Source organism: Pseudomonas sp. I2, from assembly GCF_040984075.1.
Taxonomy (GTDB): Bacteria; Pseudomonadota; Gammaproteobacteria; order Pseudomonadales; family Pseudomonadaceae; genus Aquipseudomonas; species Aquipseudomonas guariconensis_B.
In genome coordinates this window covers 25,735-42,252 of the sequence record NZ_JBCGFQ010000028.1, presented here as the reverse complement: position 1 = coordinate 42,252, position 16,518 = coordinate 25,735, and the positions used below count along the sequence as shown (strand labels likewise).

General features: G+C 62.7%; 14 protein-coding genes. 1 reads left to right on the top strand and 13 read right to left on the bottom strand.

Annotation, left to right across the window (positions count from 1 at the left end):
* Nucleotides 1-199: 199 nt before the first annotated feature.
* The 9 genes from sucD to sdhC all read right to left on the bottom strand — a co-directional run bounded on the left by sucD (nucleotide 200) and on the right by sdhC (nucleotide 11,536).
* Entirely contained in the window at nucleotides 200-1,084 is an 885-nt protein-coding gene (gene sucD / locus WCE05_RS15690; protein WP_225790387.1) for a succinate--CoA ligase subunit alpha, read from the bottom strand.
* Nucleotides 1,084-2,250, bottom strand: a complete 1,167-nt coding sequence (gene sucC / locus WCE05_RS15685) for an ADP-forming succinate--CoA ligase subunit beta (RefSeq protein WP_225790386.1) — start codon at nucleotides 2,248-2,250, stop codon at nucleotides 1,084-1,086. The genes sucD and sucC overlap by 1 nt, the downstream gene beginning before the upstream one ends.
* Before the next feature lie 172 nt (nucleotides 2,251-2,422).
* A complete protein-coding gene (gene lpdA / locus WCE05_RS15680) occupies nucleotides 2,423-3,859 on the bottom strand; it encodes a dihydrolipoyl dehydrogenase (RefSeq protein WP_225790385.1) in 1,437 nt (478 codons plus the stop codon).
* Nucleotides 3,860-3,953: 94 nt separating this feature from the next.
* Nucleotides 3,954-5,174 (bottom strand): 2-oxoglutarate dehydrogenase complex dihydrolipoyllysine-residue succinyltransferase, encoded by a 1,221-nt coding sequence (odhB, locus tag WCE05_RS15675; RefSeq protein WP_253167903.1) that lies wholly within the window; start codon nucleotides 5,172-5,174, stop codon nucleotides 3,954-3,956.
* 42 nt (nucleotides 5,175-5,216) lie between these two features.
* Nucleotides 5,217-8,048, bottom strand: coding sequence for a 2-oxoglutarate dehydrogenase E1 component (locus tag WCE05_RS15670; RefSeq protein ID WP_225790383.1), 2,832 nt, complete (start codon nucleotides 8,046-8,048; stop codon nucleotides 5,217-5,219).
* A gap of 247 nt (nucleotides 8,049-8,295) precedes the next feature.
* Nucleotides 8,296-9,000 carry a succinate dehydrogenase iron-sulfur subunit gene (locus tag WCE05_RS15665; protein ID WP_225790382.1) on the bottom strand — a complete coding sequence of 235 codons (705 nt, stop codon included), beginning with the start codon at nucleotides 8,998-9,000 and terminating at the stop codon, nucleotides 8,296-8,298.
* 11 nt (nucleotides 9,001-9,011) lie between these two features.
* Entirely contained in the window at nucleotides 9,012-10,784 is a 1,773-nt protein-coding gene (sdhA, locus tag WCE05_RS15660; RefSeq protein WP_225790381.1) for a succinate dehydrogenase flavoprotein subunit, read from the bottom strand.
* A 3-nt stretch (nucleotides 10,785-10,787) separates the two neighbouring features.
* Complete coding sequence (sdhD, locus tag WCE05_RS15655; RefSeq protein WP_225790380.1) at nucleotides 10,788-11,156, bottom strand: succinate dehydrogenase, hydrophobic membrane anchor protein; 369 nt, start codon at nucleotides 11,154-11,156, stop codon at nucleotides 10,788-10,790.
* The gene (gene sdhC, locus WCE05_RS15650) at nucleotides 11,150-11,536 is read right to left on the bottom strand and encodes a succinate dehydrogenase, cytochrome b556 subunit (protein WP_225790379.1); all 387 of its coding nucleotides are present in this window, start codon (nucleotides 11,534-11,536) and stop codon (nucleotides 11,150-11,152) included. Before sdhC ends, sdhD begins: the two co-directional genes overlap by 7 nt.
* Before the next feature lie 351 nt (nucleotides 11,537-11,887).
* Here sdhC and gltA point away from each other — a divergent pair, with 351 nt between their 5' ends.
* Nucleotides 11,888-13,174, top strand: coding sequence for a citrate synthase (gene gltA, locus WCE05_RS15645; RefSeq protein ID WP_225790378.1), 1,287 nt, complete (start codon nucleotides 11,888-11,890; stop codon nucleotides 13,172-13,174).
* Between the two features lie 369 nt (nucleotides 13,175-13,543).
* Here gltA and WCE05_RS15640 read toward each other — a convergent pair whose 3' ends face one another.
* The 4 genes from WCE05_RS15640 to WCE05_RS15625 form a co-directional block, all read right to left on the bottom strand.
* On the bottom strand, nucleotides 13,544-14,149 hold the full coding sequence (locus tag WCE05_RS15640) for an START domain-containing protein (RefSeq protein ID WP_368816151.1): 606 nt from the start codon (nucleotides 14,147-14,149) through the stop codon (nucleotides 13,544-13,546).
* Nucleotides 14,150-14,182: 33 nt separating this feature from the next.
* Entirely contained in the window at nucleotides 14,183-14,437 is a 255-nt protein-coding gene (locus WCE05_RS15635; protein ID WP_225790377.1) for a YkgJ family cysteine cluster protein, read from the bottom strand.
* Between the two features lie 120 nt (nucleotides 14,438-14,557).
* Nucleotides 14,558-14,980, bottom strand: coding sequence for a hypothetical protein (locus WCE05_RS15630; RefSeq protein ID WP_225790376.1), 423 nt, complete (start codon nucleotides 14,978-14,980; stop codon nucleotides 14,558-14,560).
* A 61-nt stretch (nucleotides 14,981-15,041) separates the two neighbouring features.
* Complete coding sequence (locus WCE05_RS15625; RefSeq protein ID WP_225790375.1) at nucleotides 15,042-16,484, bottom strand: PLP-dependent aminotransferase family protein; 1,443 nt, start codon at nucleotides 16,482-16,484, stop codon at nucleotides 15,042-15,044.
* Nucleotides 16,485-16,518 lie beyond the last annotated feature (34 nt).

Sequence of the window (16,518 nt, the reverse complement as noted above, 5' to 3'; positions counted from 1 at the left end):
ATGTGCGTATGTTCTTGTCGTCTGGGTGACTCTGAGCTGCGAGAATTCTCTCAGGCACCTGATGAGATGTCTGTCTGAAAATTCCTATCAAACCGATCGAATTCATCGTGCATGACGCAGGGGGCGTTGAATCCCTGCTCGCAAGAAACACAAAGGCCACCCGAAGGTGGCCTTTGTGTTGCGTGGGGGGTAAAGCGTATTACTTCTTGATTTCCCAACCGGTCAGCTCGGCCAGGGCCTTGCCGATGTCAGCCAGGGAACGCACGGTCTTCACACCGGCGTCCTGCAGGGCGGCGAACTTCTCGTCCGCGGTGCCCTTGCCACCGGAGATGATGGCGCCAGCGTGGCCCATGCGCTTGCCTGCAGGCGCGGTAACACCGGCGATGTAGGAAACGACAGGCTTGGTGACGTTGGCCTTGATGTAGGCCGCGGCCTCTTCCTCGGCGGAACCACCGATCTCACCGATCATGACGATCGCTTCGGTCTGCGGGTCTTCCTGGAACAGCTTGAGGATATCGATGAAGTTGGAGCCCGGGATCGGGTCGCCACCGATACCAACGCAGGTCGACTGGCCGAAGCCGGCGTCGGTGGTCTGCTTGACCGCTTCATAGGTCAGGGTGCCGGAACGGGAAACGATACCGACCTTGCCTGGCTGGTGGATGTGGCCCGGCATGATGCCGATCTTGCACTCGCCCGGCGTGATGACGCCTGGGCAGTTCGGGCCGATCAGGCGTACGCCCAGCTCGTCGCACTTGACCTTGGCGTCCAGCATGTCGAGGGTAGGAATACCCTCGGTGATGCAGACGATCAGCTTGATGCCGGCGTTGGCCGCTTCCAGGATCGAGTCCTTGCAGAAAGGAGCCGGAACGTAGATCACCGAGGCTTCGGCGCCGGTGGTCTCAACGGCTTCCTTGACGGTGTTGAACACCGGCAGGCCCAGGTGGGTGGTGCCACCCTTGCCCGGGGTGACGCCGCCAACCATCTTGGTGCCGTAGGCGATGGCCTGTTCGGAGTGGAAAGTGCCCTGCGAGCCGGTGAAGCCCTGGCAGATGACTTTGGTGTCTTTATTGATCAGGACGCTCATTACTTGCCCTCCGCAGCTTTGACAACTTGTTGAGCAGCGTCGGTCAGGCTGGTAGCCGCAATGATGTTCAAACCGCTTTCTGCCAGAACTTTAGCGCCCAGTTCGGCGTTGTTGCCTTCGAGGCGAACCACGACCGGCACCTTGACGCCGACTTCCTTCACTGCACCGATGATGCCTTCGGCGATCATGTCGCAGCGAACGATGCCACCGAAGATGTTGACCAGCACGGCCGCGACATTGCTGTCGGACAGGATGATCTTGAACGCTTCGGTCACGCGTTCCTTGGTAGCGCCACCGCCAACGTCGAGGAAGTTGGCCGGCTTGCCGCCGTGCAGGTTGACGATGTCCATGGTACCCATGGCCAGGCCTGCGCCGTTGACCATGCAGCCGATGTTGCCTTCCAGGGCCACGTAGTTCAGCTCGAAGCTGGCGGCGTGGGCTTCACGCGGGTCGTCCTGGGACGGGTCGTGCATGGCCTTGAGCTTCGGCTGGCGATAGATCGCGTTGCCGTCGATGTTGATCTTGGCGTCCAGGCAGTGCAGGTCGCCGTCGGCCTTGATGACCAGCGGGTTGACTTCCAGCAGGGCCAGGTCGTAGTCCTGGAACAGCTTGGCCAGGCCGGTGAAGATCTTGACGAACTGGGCGACTTGCTTGCCTTCCAGGCCCAGCTTGAACGCCAGCTCACGGCCCTGGAACGGCTGGGCGCCGACCAGCGGGTCGATGGTGGCCTTGAGAATCTTCTCGGGAGTGTCGTGCGCGACCTTCTCGATGTCCACGCCACCTTCGGTGGAGGCCATGAACACGATGCGGCGGCTGGAACGATCGACGACCGCGCCCAGGTAGAGTTCCTTGGCGATGTCAGTGCAGGATTCGACCAGGATCTTGCTGACTGGCTGGCCGTTGGCGTCGGTCTGGTAGGTCACCAGGCGCTTGCCCAGCCACTGCGCGGCGAACGCCTTGGCGTCCTCCTTGCTCTTGACCAGCTTGACGCCGCCCGCCTTGCCGCGACCGCCGGCGTGGACCTGGGCCTTTACGACCCACTCGGAACCGCCGATCTTTTCGCAGGCTTCTGCGGCAGCTTCAGGGGTATCGACAGCGAAACCCTTGGAAACTGGCAGGCCGTATTCAGCGAACAGCTGCTTACCCTGATACTCGTGAAGATTCATGCTTTTTACCGTCTTCGTTAGGTACTGCGCTTCGGCGCTGCACCGTTACCGGTGCCGCGCCACCTGTGACCGTTGACCCGCGGGTTGTCCCGAGGGCCCGGTCCGGCGGACGTTCCGCGGTGAGTCTTGCACGCAAGACCCACGACGGGCAGCCCGCCGTGGTTTCTTATAATTAACGCTTCTTACGGTTGGCCACGTGAATGGCACCGCCATTCACTGCCAGCGCGGCTTCGTGCAGCGCTTCGGACAGGGTCGGATGGCTGAAGACCATCATGCCCAGGTCTTCGGCGCTGGTGCCGAATTCCATCGCGATCGCACCCTGCTGGACCAGCTCGGCAGCGGATGGGCCGATCACGTGAACGCCCAGGACGCGGTCGGTCTTGGCATCGGCGATGACCTTGACGAAACCACCGGTATCGTTGGCCGCCATCGCACGGCCGCTGGCCGCGAACGGGAAGGTGCCCACGTTAACCTCAACGCCCTCGGCCTTCAAGGCCTGTTCGGTCTTGCCGACCCAAGCGATTTCCGGGTGGGTGTAGATGACCGACGGGATCAGGTCGTAGTTCATCTGTGCCTTGTGGCCCTTGATGCGCTCGACCACCATGATGCCCTCTTCCGAGGCCTTGTGCGCCAGCATCAGGCCACGTACCACGTCGCCGATGGCGTAGACGCCCGGCACGCTGGTGGCGCAGTAGTCATCGACGTAGATGTAGCCACGCTCGTCGATGGTCACGCCGCTGTCGGCGGCCAGCAGGTCGGTGGTCACCGGGCGGCGGCCGACCGCGACGATCAGCTTGTCGAAGACGATCTTCTGTTCGCCGTTGGCGTCGGTGTAGGTGACTTCGACTTCGTCGCCGTTGACCTTCGAGCCGGTCACGCGGGCGCCCAGCTTGATGTCCAGGCCCTGCTTGGTCAGGGTCTTCAGCGCTTCCTTGGAAACCGCGGTGTCGGCGGCCATCAGGAAGGTGTCCAGGGCTTCCAGGACGGTGACTTCGGCACCCAGGCGGGCCCATACCGAACCCAGCTCCAGGCCGATGACGCCAGCGCCGATCACGCCCAGGCGCTTCGGCACGGCCTGGAATTCCAGGGCGCCGGTGGAGTCGACGATGACTTTCTGGTCGACCGGAGCCGGCGGAATGTCGATCGGACGCGAACCGGAGGCCAGGATCACGTTCTCGGCCTCGATGACTTCGACCGAACCGTCAGGCTTGGTGACTTCGACCTTCTTGCCAGCCAGCAGCTTGCCGTGCCCTTGGATCGAGGTCACGCCATTGGCCTTGAACAGGGTGGCGACGCCACCGGTCAGGTTCTTGACGATGCCGGCCTTGCGACCGACCATCGCGGCGACGTCCATTTTCACTTCGCCAGTGGAGATACCGTGGACGTTGAAGCTCTCTTTGGCTTCCTTGTACTTCCAGGAGCTGTCCAGCAGGGCCTTGGAAGGAATGCAACCCACGTTCAGGCAGGTACCGCCCAGGGCCAGCTTGCCCTCGGCGTCGGTGTATTTCTCGATGCAGGCGGTCGAAAGGCCGAGCTGAGCGGCCTTGATCGCGGCAACGTAGCCGCCAGGACCAGCACCAATCACCACCACGTCGAATTTCTGGGTCATAAAAGATTCCTTATCAGCTTCAAGCTACAAGCCGCGAGCTGCAAGACGCCCCGCTTCCCAGGAAGCGGGTCGCTTGCAGCTCGTAGCTGCGTGATTAGATGTCCAGCAGCAGACGCGCTGGATCTTCCAGCAGGTTCTTGATGGTCACCAGGAAGGTCACGGCTTCCTTACCGTCGATCAGGCGGTGGTCGTAGGACAGCGCCAGGTACATCATCGGGCGAATGACCACCTGGCCATTGATCGCCATCGGACGCTGGATGATGTTGTGCATGCCCAGGATCGCTGCCTGCGGCGGGTTGACGATCGGGGTCGACATCATCGAACCGAAGGTACCACCGTTGGTGATGGTGAAGGTACCGCCAGTCATCTCTTCGATGGCCAGCTTGCCTTCACGGGCCTTCTTGCCGAAGGTGGCGATGCCGTTCTCGATCTCGGCCAGGCTCATCGACTCGGCGTTGCGCAGGACCGGCACCACCAGGCCACGGTCGCTGGAAACCGCGACACCGACGTCGGCGTAGCCATGGTAGACGATGTCGTTGCCGTCGATCGAGGCGTTGACCGCCGGGAAGCGCTTCAGCGCTTCGGTGGCAGCCTTGACGAAGAACGACATGAAGCCCAGGCGCACGCCGTTGTGGGTCTTCTCGAACAGATCCTTGTACTTCGAACGCAGGGCCATGACTTCGGTCATGTCCACTTCGTTGAAGGTGGTCAGCATGGCCATGTTCGACTGGGCTTCGACCAGGCGCTCGGCGATCTTGGCGCGCAGGCGGGTCATCGGCACGCGCTTCTCGGTGCGGTCACCAGCAGCGGTGACCACTGCAGCGGCAGCGGCGGCGGCAGGCTTGGCAGCCGGAGCAGCGGCAGGCGCGGCCTTCTTGTTGGCGATGGCGGCGACCACGTCTTCCTTGGTCACGCGGCCACCCTTGCCGGTGCCGGCAACGGCAGCCAGGTCGATGCCGTTTTCTTCAGCCAGTTTGCGTGCGGCCGGGGCAGCGACCGGGTCGTCCTCGCCAGCGTCGGCGGCAGCCGGAGCGGCGGCGGCAGCGGCAGGTGCAGCAGCCGGGGCAGCGGCGGCGGCGCCTTCAACGATCGAGCCCAGGACTTCGTCGGACAGGACGGTGTCGCCCTCGCCCTTGACGATGTCACCCAGCACGCCGTCGGCGGTGGCCAGGACTTCCAGGACGACCTTGTCGGTCTCGATGTCGACGATCAGCTCGTCACGCTTGACGGCTTCGCCCGGCTTCTTGTGCCAGGTGGCAACGGTGCCGTCGGCGACCGATTCCGGGAAGGTTGGGGCTTTGATCTCGATAGCCATTATCAGTGATTCCTTAAATTCGGTTTCAGGTGCGCGAAGGCATTAGACAGTGAAGGCATCCTGCAGCAGTTTTTCCTGCTGCTCGGCGTGCATCGATGCGTAACCACAAGCGGGCGCGGCGGACGCTTCGCGACCGGCGTACTCCAGGACCAGCGCCTTGTTGTGGCGGGTCAGGATACGGCGCATGTGGTGCTGGCTGCTGTACCAGGCGCCCTGGTTCATCGGTTCTTCCTGGCACCACACCGCATGCTTGAGGTTGGTGTACGGAGCAAGGATCTCGACCAGGTCGTCCTCAGGGAACGGATACAGCTGCTCGATACGCACGATGGCGATGTCTTCGCGGCCTTCGGCACGGCGTTTTTCCAGCAGGTCGTAGTAGACCTTGCCGCTGCACAGCACGATGCGCTCGACCTTGGCCGGGTCGTGGGCATCGACTTCCGGGATCACGGTCTGGAACGAGCCTTCGGCCAGTTCTTCCAGGGTCGAGATGGCCAGCTTGTGGCGCAGCAGCGACTTCGGCGTCAGGACGATCAGCGGCTTGCGCAGCGGACGGATGACCTGGCGACGCAGCAGGTGGTAGATCTGTGCCGGCGTGGTCGGTACGCAAACCTGGATGTTGTGCTCGGCGCACAGCTGCAGGTAGCGCTCCAGGCGTGCCGAGGAGTGCTCGGGGCCCTGGCCTTCGTAGCCGTGCGGCAGCAGCATGGTCAGGCCGCACAGGCGCCCCCACTTGTGCTCGCCGCTGGTGATGAACTGGTCGATCACCACCTGGGCGCCGTTGGCGAAGTCACCGAACTGGGCTTCCCAGATCACCAGCGCGTTCGGCGTGGTGGTCGAGTAGCCGTATTCGAAGGCCAGTACCGCTTCTTCCGACAGGAAGGAGTCGTACAGCTCGAAGCTCGGCTGGCCGGCGAACAGGTTCTGCAGCGGCAGGTAGGTGCTGGCGTCCTTCTGGTTGTGCAACGCCGCATGGCGGTGCGAGAAGGTGCCGCGGCCTACGTCCTGGCCGGTGATGCGCACCGGGTGGCCTTCGAACAGCAGGGTCGCGTAGGCCATGGTCTCGGCGTAGCCCCAGTTGATCGGCAGGCCGCCGGCCTGCATCTTCTGGCGGTCTTCGTAGATTTTCGAGACCTGGCGCTGGACCACGAAGCCTTCCGGCAGGTCGAGCAGCTTGGCCGACAGGTCCTGCAGGGTCTTGAGGTCGAAGCGGGTGTCGTGACGGGCGGTCCAGGCATGGCCCAGGTATGGGCGCCAATCGACGAACAGCTCGCGGTTCGGCTCCTTGACCAGGCTCTTGACCACGTGCAGGCCGTTGTCCAGCGCATTGCGGTACTCGTCGATCTTGGCCTGGGCGCGCTCGGCGTCGATACGCCCGGCCTGGATCAGGGACTCGGCGTACAGCTCGCGGGTGGTGCGCTGCTTGGCGATCTGCTGGTACATCAGCGGCTGGGTGCCGCTCGGCTCGTCGGCCTCGTTGTGGCCGCGACGGCGGTAGCAGACCAGGTCGATGACCACGTCACGCTTGAACTGCATGCGATAGTCGATGGCCAGCTGGGTGACGAACAGCACCGCTTCCGGGTCATCGCCGTTCACGTGCAGGATCGGCGCCTGGATCATCTTGGCGACGTCGGTGCAGTACTCGGTGGAACGCGAGTCCAGCGGGTTGCTGATGGTGAAACCGACCTGGTTGTTGATCACGATGTGCACGGTACCGCCGGTCTTGAAACCGCGGGTCTGCGACATCTGGAAGGTTTCCATGACCACGCCCTGGCCGGCGAACGCCGCGTCGCCGTGGATCGAGATCGGCAGGACCTTGTCACCGACACGGTCGTTGCGACGGTCCTGGCGGGCACGCACCGAACCCTCCACCACCGGCGAGACGATTTCCAGGTGGGAAGGGTTGAACGCCATGGCCAGGTGGACTTCGCCGCCGGTGGTCATCACGTTGGAGGAGAAGCCCTGGTGATACTTCACGTCACCGGAGCCCAGCTCGTTCATCTTCTTGCCTTCGAACTCGTCGAACAGCTCGCGCGGGTTCTTGCCGAAGGTGTTGACCAGCACGTTGAGACGGCCACGGTGGGCCATGCCGATCACGACTTCCTTGGTGCCGTAGGAGCCGGAGCGCTGGATCATTTCGTCCAGCATCGGGATCAGGCTCTCGCCACCTTCCAGGCCGAAGCGCTTGGTGCCTGGGTACTTGGTGCCCAGGTACTTCTCCAGGCCCTCGGCCGCGGTGACGCGCTCGAGCAGGTGGGTCTGCGCGTCGACGGAGAACTCGGGACGGCCACGGACGCTTTCCAGGCGCTGCTGGAACCAGCTGCGCTGCTCGGAATCGACGATGTGGGTGAACTCGGCGCCGATGGTGCGACAATATGTCTTCTGCAACGCGTCGAAGATTTCGCGTAGGCTCGCCTCCTCCTTGCCGATGTACAGGTCGCCGGCACGGAAGGTCGTATCAAGGTCGGCATTGGTCAAGCCGTAGTGATTGATCGACAGGTCTACGGGCGCAGGGCGCTGCCACAACCCCAGCGGGTCGAGCTTGGCAGCCTGATGACCGCGCATACGATAGGCCTGGATCAGTCGCAGTACTTCAACCTGCTTCTTCTCGTGTTCGCTGCTCACGCTCCCGGCGGAAACCGGCTGGGCGCGGCGCTGGTTCTTCGCCAGCAGTACGAAATGGTCGCGGATTGTAGAGTGCGATACATCGGTAGCGGTGCTGCCGTCGGCGGGCAACTTCTGGAAGTAAGTGCGCCACTCTTCTGGCACAGCGTTAGGGTCGTGCAGGTAGAGCTCATAAAGCTCTTCCACATATGCAGCGTTACCACCTGAAAGGTGGGCGCTTTCCCACATGCGCTGCATCACGCTTTCTTGCATGCTTGGTCACCCTCGGTTAGGGGACTGATCGGCAAGAGCCACAGCAAACCTGGAAAAGTCCGAGTACAGCGACTGAACCACGCCACCGAGGATCCTGCAGATTTTCCGGGTACCAGCCCGGAAGCCCCTGCTGGTCTCATATCTTCATAGGTAATGAGCGCGGGCTTTGTGGGCCCTTGCTCGGGTTTTACCTCGGTGCGGGCTCACCACCCGCACCTCGGCTTGCAACGGTTACAGCGGTCTTACATCAAGTGCCGCTTTGCAGCAGCATGTTACGTACGTGACCGATCGCCTTGGTCGGGTTCAGACCTTTCGGGCAAACGTTTACGCAGTTCATGATCCCGCGGCAGCGGAATACGCTGAACGGGTCATCCAGGGACGCCAGGCGCTCCTGGGTCTTGGTGTCACGGCTGTCGGCCAGGAAGCGATAGGCCTGCAGCAGCGCGGCGGGACCGAGGAACTTGTCCGGGTTCCACCAGAACGACGGGCAGGAGGTCGAGCAGCAAGCGCACAGGATGCACTCGTACAGGCCGTCCAGCTTGTCACGGTCTTCCGGCGACTGCAGACGCTCGATGGCCGGGGCCGGCGTGTCGTTCTGCAGGAACGGCTTCACCTTCTCGTACTGCTTGTAGAAGATGCTCATATCGACGACCAGGTCACGAATGACCGGCAGGCCCGGCAGCGGACGCAGGACCAGCTTGTTGCCCTTGACCACCGACGACAGCGGGGTGATGCAGGCCAGGCCGTTCTTGCCGTTGATGTTCATGCCATCGGAACCGCAGACACCTTCACGGCAGGAGCGACGGTAGGAGAAACCTTCGTCCTGCTCCTTGATCAAGGCCAGCACGTCCAGCACCATCAGGTCCTTGCCACCGGTGTCGACCTGGAAGGCCTGCATCTTCGGGGCCGAATCGGTGTCCGGGTTGTAACGATAAACTTCGACTTGCAACATAGCGGCCACCCTTAGTAAGTCCGGACTTTTGGTTCGAAGGCCGGTACGGTCTTCGGCGCGAAGTTGACTGCACGCTTGGCCACGCGCTTCTCACCCGGGTAGTACAGGGTGTGGCACAGCCAGTTTTCGTCGTCACGGTCTTCGAAGTCTTCACGGGCGTGGGCGCCACGGGACTCTTTACGGGCTTCGGCCGCGATGGCAGTAGCTTCGGCGACTTCCAGCAGGTTCTGCAGCTCCAGCGCTTCGATACGCGCGGTGTTGAAGGCCTGGGACTTGTCGTTGATCTTGACGTTGGCGATACGGTCGCGCAGGCCGGCCAGCTGCTCGATACCCTTCTGCATGTATTCGCCGGTACGGAATACACCGAAGTAGTTCTGCATGCAGCTCTGCAGCTCGCGCTTGAGGCTGGCGACGTCTTCGCCAGCGGTACGCTCGTTGAGCTTGTTCAGGCGGTTCAGGGCCACGTCGACGTCGGTGTCGCTGGCGTCGCGGTACTCGATGCCTTCGCTCAGCGCCTTCTCCAGGTGCAGGCCGGCGGCGCGACCGAACACCACCAGGTCGAGCAGCGAGTTGCCGCCCAGACGGTTGGCGCCGTGGACCGATACGCACGCCACTTCACCTACGGCGAACAGGCCTTCGATGATGTGATCCTGGCCGTTGGCGTCCATGGTGATGGCCTGGCCATGGATGTTGGTGGCGATGCCGCCCATCATGTAGTGGCAGGTCGGGATGACCGGCACCGGCGCGACGACCGGGTCGACGTGGGCGAAGGTCTTGGACAGTTCGCAGATACCTGGCAGGCGGCTGTGCAGCACTTCCTCGCCCAGGTGGTCCAGCTTCAGCAGCACGTGGTCCTTGTTCGGGCCCACGCCGTTGCCGGCGATGATTTCCTTGACCATGGAACGGGCGACCACGTCGCGGCCGGCCAGGTCCTTCGCGTTCGGCGCGTAACGCTCCATGAAGCGCTCGCCGTGGGCGTTGATCAGGTAGCCACCCTCGCCGCGGCACCCCTCGGTGACCAGCACACCGGCGCCGGCGATGCCGGTCGGGTGGAACTGCCACATCTCGATGTCCTGCACCGGCACGCCGGCACGCAGGGCCATGCCGACACCGTCACCGGTATTGATCAGGGCGTTGGTGGTGGAGGCATAGATACGGCCAGCACCGCCGGTGGCCAGTACGGTGGCCTTGGAACGCACGTAGACGGTCTCGCCGGTCTCGATGCAGATGGCGATCACACCGACGATGGCACCGTCCTGGTTCTTCACCAGGTCGACGGCGTACCACTCGTTGAGGAACACGGTGCCGTGCTTGACGTTGTTCTGGTACAGGGTGTGCAGCAGCGCGTGACCGGTACGGTCGGAGGCCGCGCAGGTACGGGCAGCCTGGCCACCCTTGCCGTAGTCTTTCGACTGGCCGCCGAACGGACGCTGGTAGATGCGGCCGGTTTCGGTACGGGAGAACGGCAGGCCCATGTGGTCCAGTTCGAAGACCGCGGCCGGGCCTTCCTGACACATGTATTCGATCGCGTCCTGGTCACCGATGTAGTCGGAACCCTTGACGGTATCGTACATGTGCCAGCGCCAGTCGTCGTTCGGGTCGGCCGAAGCGATGGCGCAGGTGATGCCGCCCTGGGCGGACACGGTGTGGGAACGGGTCGGGAAGACCTTGGTGATGACCGCGGTCTTGTGACCGCCCTGGGCCAGTTGCAGCGCTGCGCGCATGCCGGCGCCGCCGCCACCGATGATGATGGCGTCGAAGGAAATCGTTGGAAGGCTAGCCATGAATCAGATACCCCAGAGAATCTGTACACCCCAGACGAAGTACGCGAACATCGCGACGCCGCAAACCGCCTGGAACAGGAAACGTACCGCAGTCGCCGACTTGCCGAAGGACATCGGCGTCAGGTAGTCGGTGGCGATGGTCCACATGCCGACCCAGGCGTGAGCGCCCAGGGCCACCAGGGCCAACAGACTGAAGATACGCATCGCGTTGTTGGAGAACAGGCTGTGCCACTGGGCATAGTCGATGCCCGGGTGGGCCACGAGGTAGCCGATCAGGAAGATGAAATAAGCCGCGAGAACGACCGCAGAGACGCGCTGCGCCATCCAGTCATAGAGGCCCGAACGCGACAGGTTCGTGACATTGGTTACCATACCCAAACTCCCGCCAGAACGATCACCACCACGGAGATGACAATCACGATTTTCGAGCCCAGCTTGCCGCCTTCCAGCGTCTCACCGATGCCCATGTCCATGATCAGGTGGCGTACGCCAGCCACCAGGTGATACAGCAGGGCGGACAGCAGCCCCCAGGTCACCAGCTTGGCCAGCGGGCTGGTCAGACACGCCTTCACTTCCGCGAAACCTTCCTCGGAACCCAGGGACTTGCTCAATGCATAGAGCATGATGGCCAGGCCGAGAAACAGGATGACGCCGGAGATACGGTGAAGAATGGACGTGTAAGCGGTGATCGGGAGTTTGATGGTCCTTAGGTCTAGGTTTACAGGTCGTTGGCTTTTCACGGCTTTTTTCACACTGAAGAGCCCCTAGCTAACAGGGCAAAGTTGTTGGTAAGTGTACTGGTCAGGTACCCACCACCCAGGGAGCGACGACCCCCAGCGGAACGGGCTTGCAAGCCCCTGGCGGTCGGTTGCGGAGTATAGACAGTTAGGCTGCTTATGACAACGTGAGGGGCTAGCCCAAATAGCGCATTGCCTTTGGCGAACAAAAGGCGTAAACGGGCGACAATTTCGCGAAAAAACAAGGCTGCGAGGGCGTTTCAACCAGCCTTTAGGCAAATTGACATTCGAATTTATCCCTCTATAGTGGTGCGGGCCCTGCGTGGGGGGTCTGTCTGATGATTTCAAGCATTAATAGGAGGCCACATGGCTGACAAAAAAGCGCAGTTGGTCATCGAGGGCGCAGCCCCCGTCGAGCTGCCCATTTTAACCGGCACCGTTGGTCCCGATGTTATCGACGTCCGCGGGTTGGGGGCTACCGGTCACTTCACCTTCGACCCTGGCTTCATGGCGACCGCATCCTGCGAGTCGAAGATCACCTATATCGATGGCGACAAGGGTGTCCTGCTGCACCGCGGCTACCCGATCGAACAGCTCGCCGAAAAATCGGACTACCTCGAAACCTGCTACCTGCTGCTCAACGGCGAACTGCCGAACGCCGAGCAGAAGGCCCAGTTCGTCAGCACCGTGAAGAACCACACCATGGTCCACGAGCAGCTGAAATCCTTCTTCAACGGTTTCCGTCGCGATGCCCACCCGATGGCGGTGATGTGCGGCGTGGTCGGCGCCCTGTCGGCGTTCTACCACGACTCCCTGGACATCAACAATCCGCAGCATCGCGAGATCTCCGCGGTACGCCTGGTCGCCAAGATGCCGACCCTGGCGGCGATGGTCTACAAGTACTCCATGGGCCAGCCGATGATGTATCCGCGCAACGACCTGTCGTACGCGGAGAACTTCCTGCACATGATGTTCAACACCCCGTGCGAGATCAAACCGATCAGCCCGGTACTGGCCAAGGCGATGGACCGGATCTTCATCCTCCACGCCGACCACGAGCAGAACGCCTCCACCTCCACCGTGCGCCTGGCCGGTTCCTCGGGCGCCAACCCGTTCGCCTGTATCGCCGCCGGCATCGCCGCGCTGTGGGGCCCGGCCCACGGCGGCGCCAACGAGGCGGTGCTGAACATGCTGGACGAGATCGGTGACGTGTCGAACATCGACAAGTTCATCGCCAAGGCCAAGGACAAGAACGATCCGTTCAAGCTCATGGGCTTCGGCCACCGCGTGTACAAGAACCGCGACCCGCGCGCCACCGTGATGAAGCAGACCTGCGACGAAGTGCTCAGCGAGCTGGGCATCAACGATCCGCAGCTGGAGCTGGCCATGCGCCTGGAAGAGATCGCCCTGACCGATCCGTACTTCAAGGAGCGCTCGCTGTACCCGAACGTCGACTTCTACTCGGGCATCATCCTCAAGGCGATCGGCATTCCAACCAGCATGTTCACCGTGATCTTCGCCCTGGCGCGTACCGTGGGCTGGATCTCGCACTGGAAGGAAATGCTCTCCGGCCCGTACAAGATCGGCCGCCCGCGCCAGCTGTACACCGGTCACGAGCAGCGTGACATCGTTGACCTGAAGGATCGCGCCTAAGGGTTGCCTGGCAACGCCGGATGCGTGACATGAAAAAGGCCACCCTTGGGTTAACGCTGTTCACTTAAGTCTGATGTGACATCGATAGGGGCTGCCTTGCAGCCCTTCGCGGGCGAGCCCGCCCCCACAGGAGCGTGCATTCCTTGAGGTTTGCAGCGTACTTGTGGGGGCGGGCTCGCCCGCGAAGGGCCGCAAGGCGGCCCCAATTGCTTAAGTGAACGGCATTAACCCTTGGGTGGCCTTTTTCTTTGGGCTGGCGTACGAATATCCGTTTGAGCGGTGGCACCACCGCCGGGGCCGCTTCGCACCCCTAGGACCGAAAGCTCCGTAAACACCCCAACCCAGCCTCCACCGAGATGGAGCACAACCTCAAGGCTTCTCGGCCAACTGCCGCAACCCCTTGAGCGTATTGAACGGCGCATCCACCACGAACGTGTTGGCCAGCCACGAAGGCACGCTTCCCCCAGGCTCGGTATGCATTTGGTAGGTCACTTCGGTACTGTCCCCCTTGGGCACCAGCTTCCAGTACCCCTTCACCTGCGCCACCCGCACATAGCCCTTCTCCTCGGGAATGTATTTGGGATCCTCCTCGATCCTGCGGGTCACGCTGCCGTCGGCCTCGACGGTGGTGGTCACGTGCAGGACCGAATCACGCGGCGTCACCGGCCAGGGCGTATTGAACTGGGTATAGGTCCAGCTCTGGTCACCTTCATGCTTGAGCAACTTCTGCGACTTGCACTCATGGATCCAGGCACAGGCGCCCGCCACATCCTCCTGCAGCGCCTTGACCTTGGCCAGCGGCGCCTTGATCACCGTCACCCCACGGTAGGCCTTGTATTTGGAGCCAGGCACCTCGCTGAGGGACACCTTGATCCCCTCCTCGTCCTTGGCTACCTGCCAGTTCTCGGCCCAGGCGGCCGGCGCCAGCAGGACACCCATGCCACACAGCAGTGCAATACGCTTGAACGATCTCATCATCTTTGTCCTTGTTGTCGAAGTTCCAGCCTGTCACGCCGCCGTCATCCGCTCCAGCCAACCGAGAATCCTGATCGCTTCGTCACGGTCGTCGCCGCACACCTCCACGTCCGCCCTGAAACCACCACACACCTTCGGCCGCTCGGGCTTGCCGAACAGGTCGCAGAGGTTTTCCACGGTCAGGTGCAGGCAACGCTCACCCGCCGGCTTGCCCTGGGGCATGCGCGGCATCGGCGAACTGATGGAAGGTGCGATGCAGCAGGCGCCACAACCCTCTCGGCATTTCATGAAAACAGGACTCCCTGGAACAGAATGGGACGAGCGTCCCTGGATGGTAACCGCTCAAACATACGTTTGAAATTGCTGGCCGGATGAAATCTGCCCTGACCGGGCAGTCAGTTGGACCGACTACTGACGGAATTCGAAATCGATGGCTGCCCCGTCCACGTCACGCCGGCTGTCGTTGCGCAACTGCAGCTGCATCTCGTTGCTGATCAAGCGGCCATTGAGCTGGAACGGACTGTCGTCGGACATCGGCTTTACCGGGAACATGGACGGCAACAGCGGCGCGCGGCCTGGCGTCGAGGTGCCGACGTCGGGCTTGAGGTCCTTGACCATCTCCACAGGCAGGCTCAAGTCCAGCTTGGGCTTTGGCAGCGGTTTCGCCACGGCCTTACGCAGTGGTTTGCGCGCCACGGGCTTGGGCTTGGCCACGACCGCGCCGGGTTTCGATTGCGCCTGGACCGCCGGTTGTGCAGCCTGCAGCGCCCCACTGGACAGGCACAGCGGCACCAGGCAGAAGAACAGGGCAAGAGAGCGAAGCGCTTTCATCGACATCGAAGGCCAGCTGCAAAGATGCGTATGCTCTCTGTTCCTTTCGCGCCTGGCAAGCCTACAGCAGCGAACCTGCCGGCGCCTTGCACAGCTGGTGGGCCAGCAACCCGAGGGTGATCACCGCGCGCTCCGCCTCCTTGTTCCACGGAATACCGCAATTGAGCCGGATGCAGTGGTTGAACTGCTCGGTGTTGCTGAAGATCAGCCCCGGCGCGATGCTGATCCCCTGCTCCAGCGCCCGCACGTGCAACTCCTGGGTATTGACCCGCCCCGGCAGGCTGACCCAGAGGATGAAGCCCCCCGTGGGCCGGGTCATCTGCGTACCTTCCGGAAAGTGCTGCTGCACTGCCAACTGATAGGCGCTGAGGTTCTTGCGGTACTCCTGGCGGATGTAGCGCAGGTGTCGATCATAGCCTCCGTTCTCCAGGTAGGCCGCCACGCCCATCTGTGTCACGCTGCAGGCCGAATGGGTGGTGAAGGTCTGCAGGCGCTGGATCTCGTCCTGGTAGCGCCCGGCGATCATCCAGCCAACACGCACCCCTGGCGACAAGGTCTTGGAGAAACTCGAGCAGTAGATCACCCGGTCCAGGCGATCGAAAGCCTTGAGCGCCTTGGTGCGCCCCTGCTCGAACATCAGCTCGCCGTAGATATCGTCCTCGACGATCTGGATGTCGAAGTCCGAGGCCAGGCGCAACAGCTGCTTCTGGCGCTCCTCGGGAATGGTGCCGCCGAGCGGGTTGCTCAGCCGCGGGGTCAGCACCAGGGCCTTGATCGACCACTGGTTGGCCGCCAGTTGCAGGGCCTCGAGGCTGATGCCAGTGGACGGATCGCTGGGAATCTCGATGACCTTCAGGCCCAGCAGGTCGGCCAGTTGCAGCAAGCCGTAGTAGGTCGGCGATTCGGCGGCGATCAGGTCGCCCGGCCGGGTCAGCACCCGCAGCGACATCTGCAGGGCATCGACGCAGCCGTGGGTGACCACGACCTCGCGCGGATCGACCAGCACCCCGGCATCGCGCATGCGGATAGCGATCTGCCGGCGCAACGGCTCGAAGCCGGGGCTGAACATATAGCTGAACGCCCGTGGGCTATGGAAGCGCGTGACCTTGGCCAGTTGCTGGTGCAGCGCCCGCACCGGCAGGTAGTCCACGTGGGGCACCGCCGCACCGAACGGGAACACGCCATCGCGCCGTGCCTCGGTCAGCACCTGCTGGATGATACTGGCGCGGGTGACCAGGCCAGGCCGCTCGACCCGGGCGATATCCGGTGTCTGGGCGGTCAGCGCTGGGGTCTGGTGCACGTAGTACCCCGACTGCGGACGCGCGCGGATCAGCCCCTGGTCCTCCAGGTTGGCGTAGGCCTGCAGCACCGTGGCGTGGCTGACGTTGAGCTGGGCGCTCATCTTGCGTACGGACGGTACGCGCTCGCCGGGCTGGTAGACACCCCGGCGGATGTCGTCGGCCAGTTGCTGGGCGATGCGCTGGTACAGCAGCAGGTTGGTCATGGCGGTTTCTCGAAGCGCAAACGGGTTCGTTGTT

What these genes read in the sequence shown, in the direction of transcription:
- sucD (WP_225790387.1), bottom strand. Translation starts at nt 1,084, where the DNA reads ATGAGCGTCCTGATCAATAAAGACACCAAAGTCATCTGCCAGGGCTTC.
- sucC (WP_225790386.1), bottom strand. Translation starts at nt 2,250, where the DNA reads ATGAATCTTCACGAGTATCAGGGTAAGCAGCTGTTCGCTGAATACGGC.
- lpdA (WP_225790385.1), bottom strand. Translation starts at nt 3,859, where the DNA reads ATGACCCAGAAATTCGACGTGGTGGTGATTGGTGCTGGTCCTGGCGGC.
- odhB (WP_253167903.1), bottom strand. Translation starts at nt 5,174, where the DNA reads ATGGCTATCGAGATCAAAGCCCCAACCTTCCCGGAATCGGTCGCCGAC.
- WCE05_RS15670 (WP_225790383.1), bottom strand. Translation starts at nt 8,048, where the DNA reads ATGCAAGAAAGCGTGATGCAGCGCATGTGGGAAAGCGCCCACCTTTCA.
- WCE05_RS15665 (WP_225790382.1), bottom strand. Translation starts at nt 9,000, where the DNA reads ATGTTGCAAGTCGAAGTTTATCGTTACAACCCGGACACCGATTCGGCC.
- sdhA (WP_225790381.1), bottom strand. Translation starts at nt 10,784, where the DNA reads ATGGCTAGCCTTCCAACGATTTCCTTCGACGCCATCATCATCGGTGGC.
- sdhD (WP_225790380.1), bottom strand. Translation starts at nt 11,156, where the DNA reads ATGGTAACCAATGTCACGAACCTGTCGCGTTCGGGCCTCTATGACTGG.
- gltA (WP_225790378.1), top strand. Translation starts at nt 11,888, where the DNA reads ATGGCTGACAAAAAAGCGCAGTTGGTCATCGAGGGCGCAGCCCCCGTC.
- WCE05_RS15640 (WP_368816151.1), bottom strand. Translation starts at nt 14,149, where the DNA reads ATGAGATCGTTCAAGCGTATTGCACTGCTGTGTGGCATGGGTGTCCTG.
- WCE05_RS15635 (WP_225790377.1), bottom strand. Translation starts at nt 14,437, where the DNA reads ATGAAATGCCGAGAGGGTTGTGGCGCCTGCTGCATCGCACCTTCCATC.
- WCE05_RS15630 (WP_225790376.1), bottom strand. Translation starts at nt 14,980, where the DNA reads ATGAAAGCGCTTCGCTCTCTTGCCCTGTTCTTCTGCCTGGTGCCGCTG.
- WCE05_RS15625 (WP_225790375.1), bottom strand. Translation starts at nt 16,484, where the DNA reads ATGACCAACCTGCTGCTGTACCAGCGCATCGCCCAGCAACTGGCCGAC.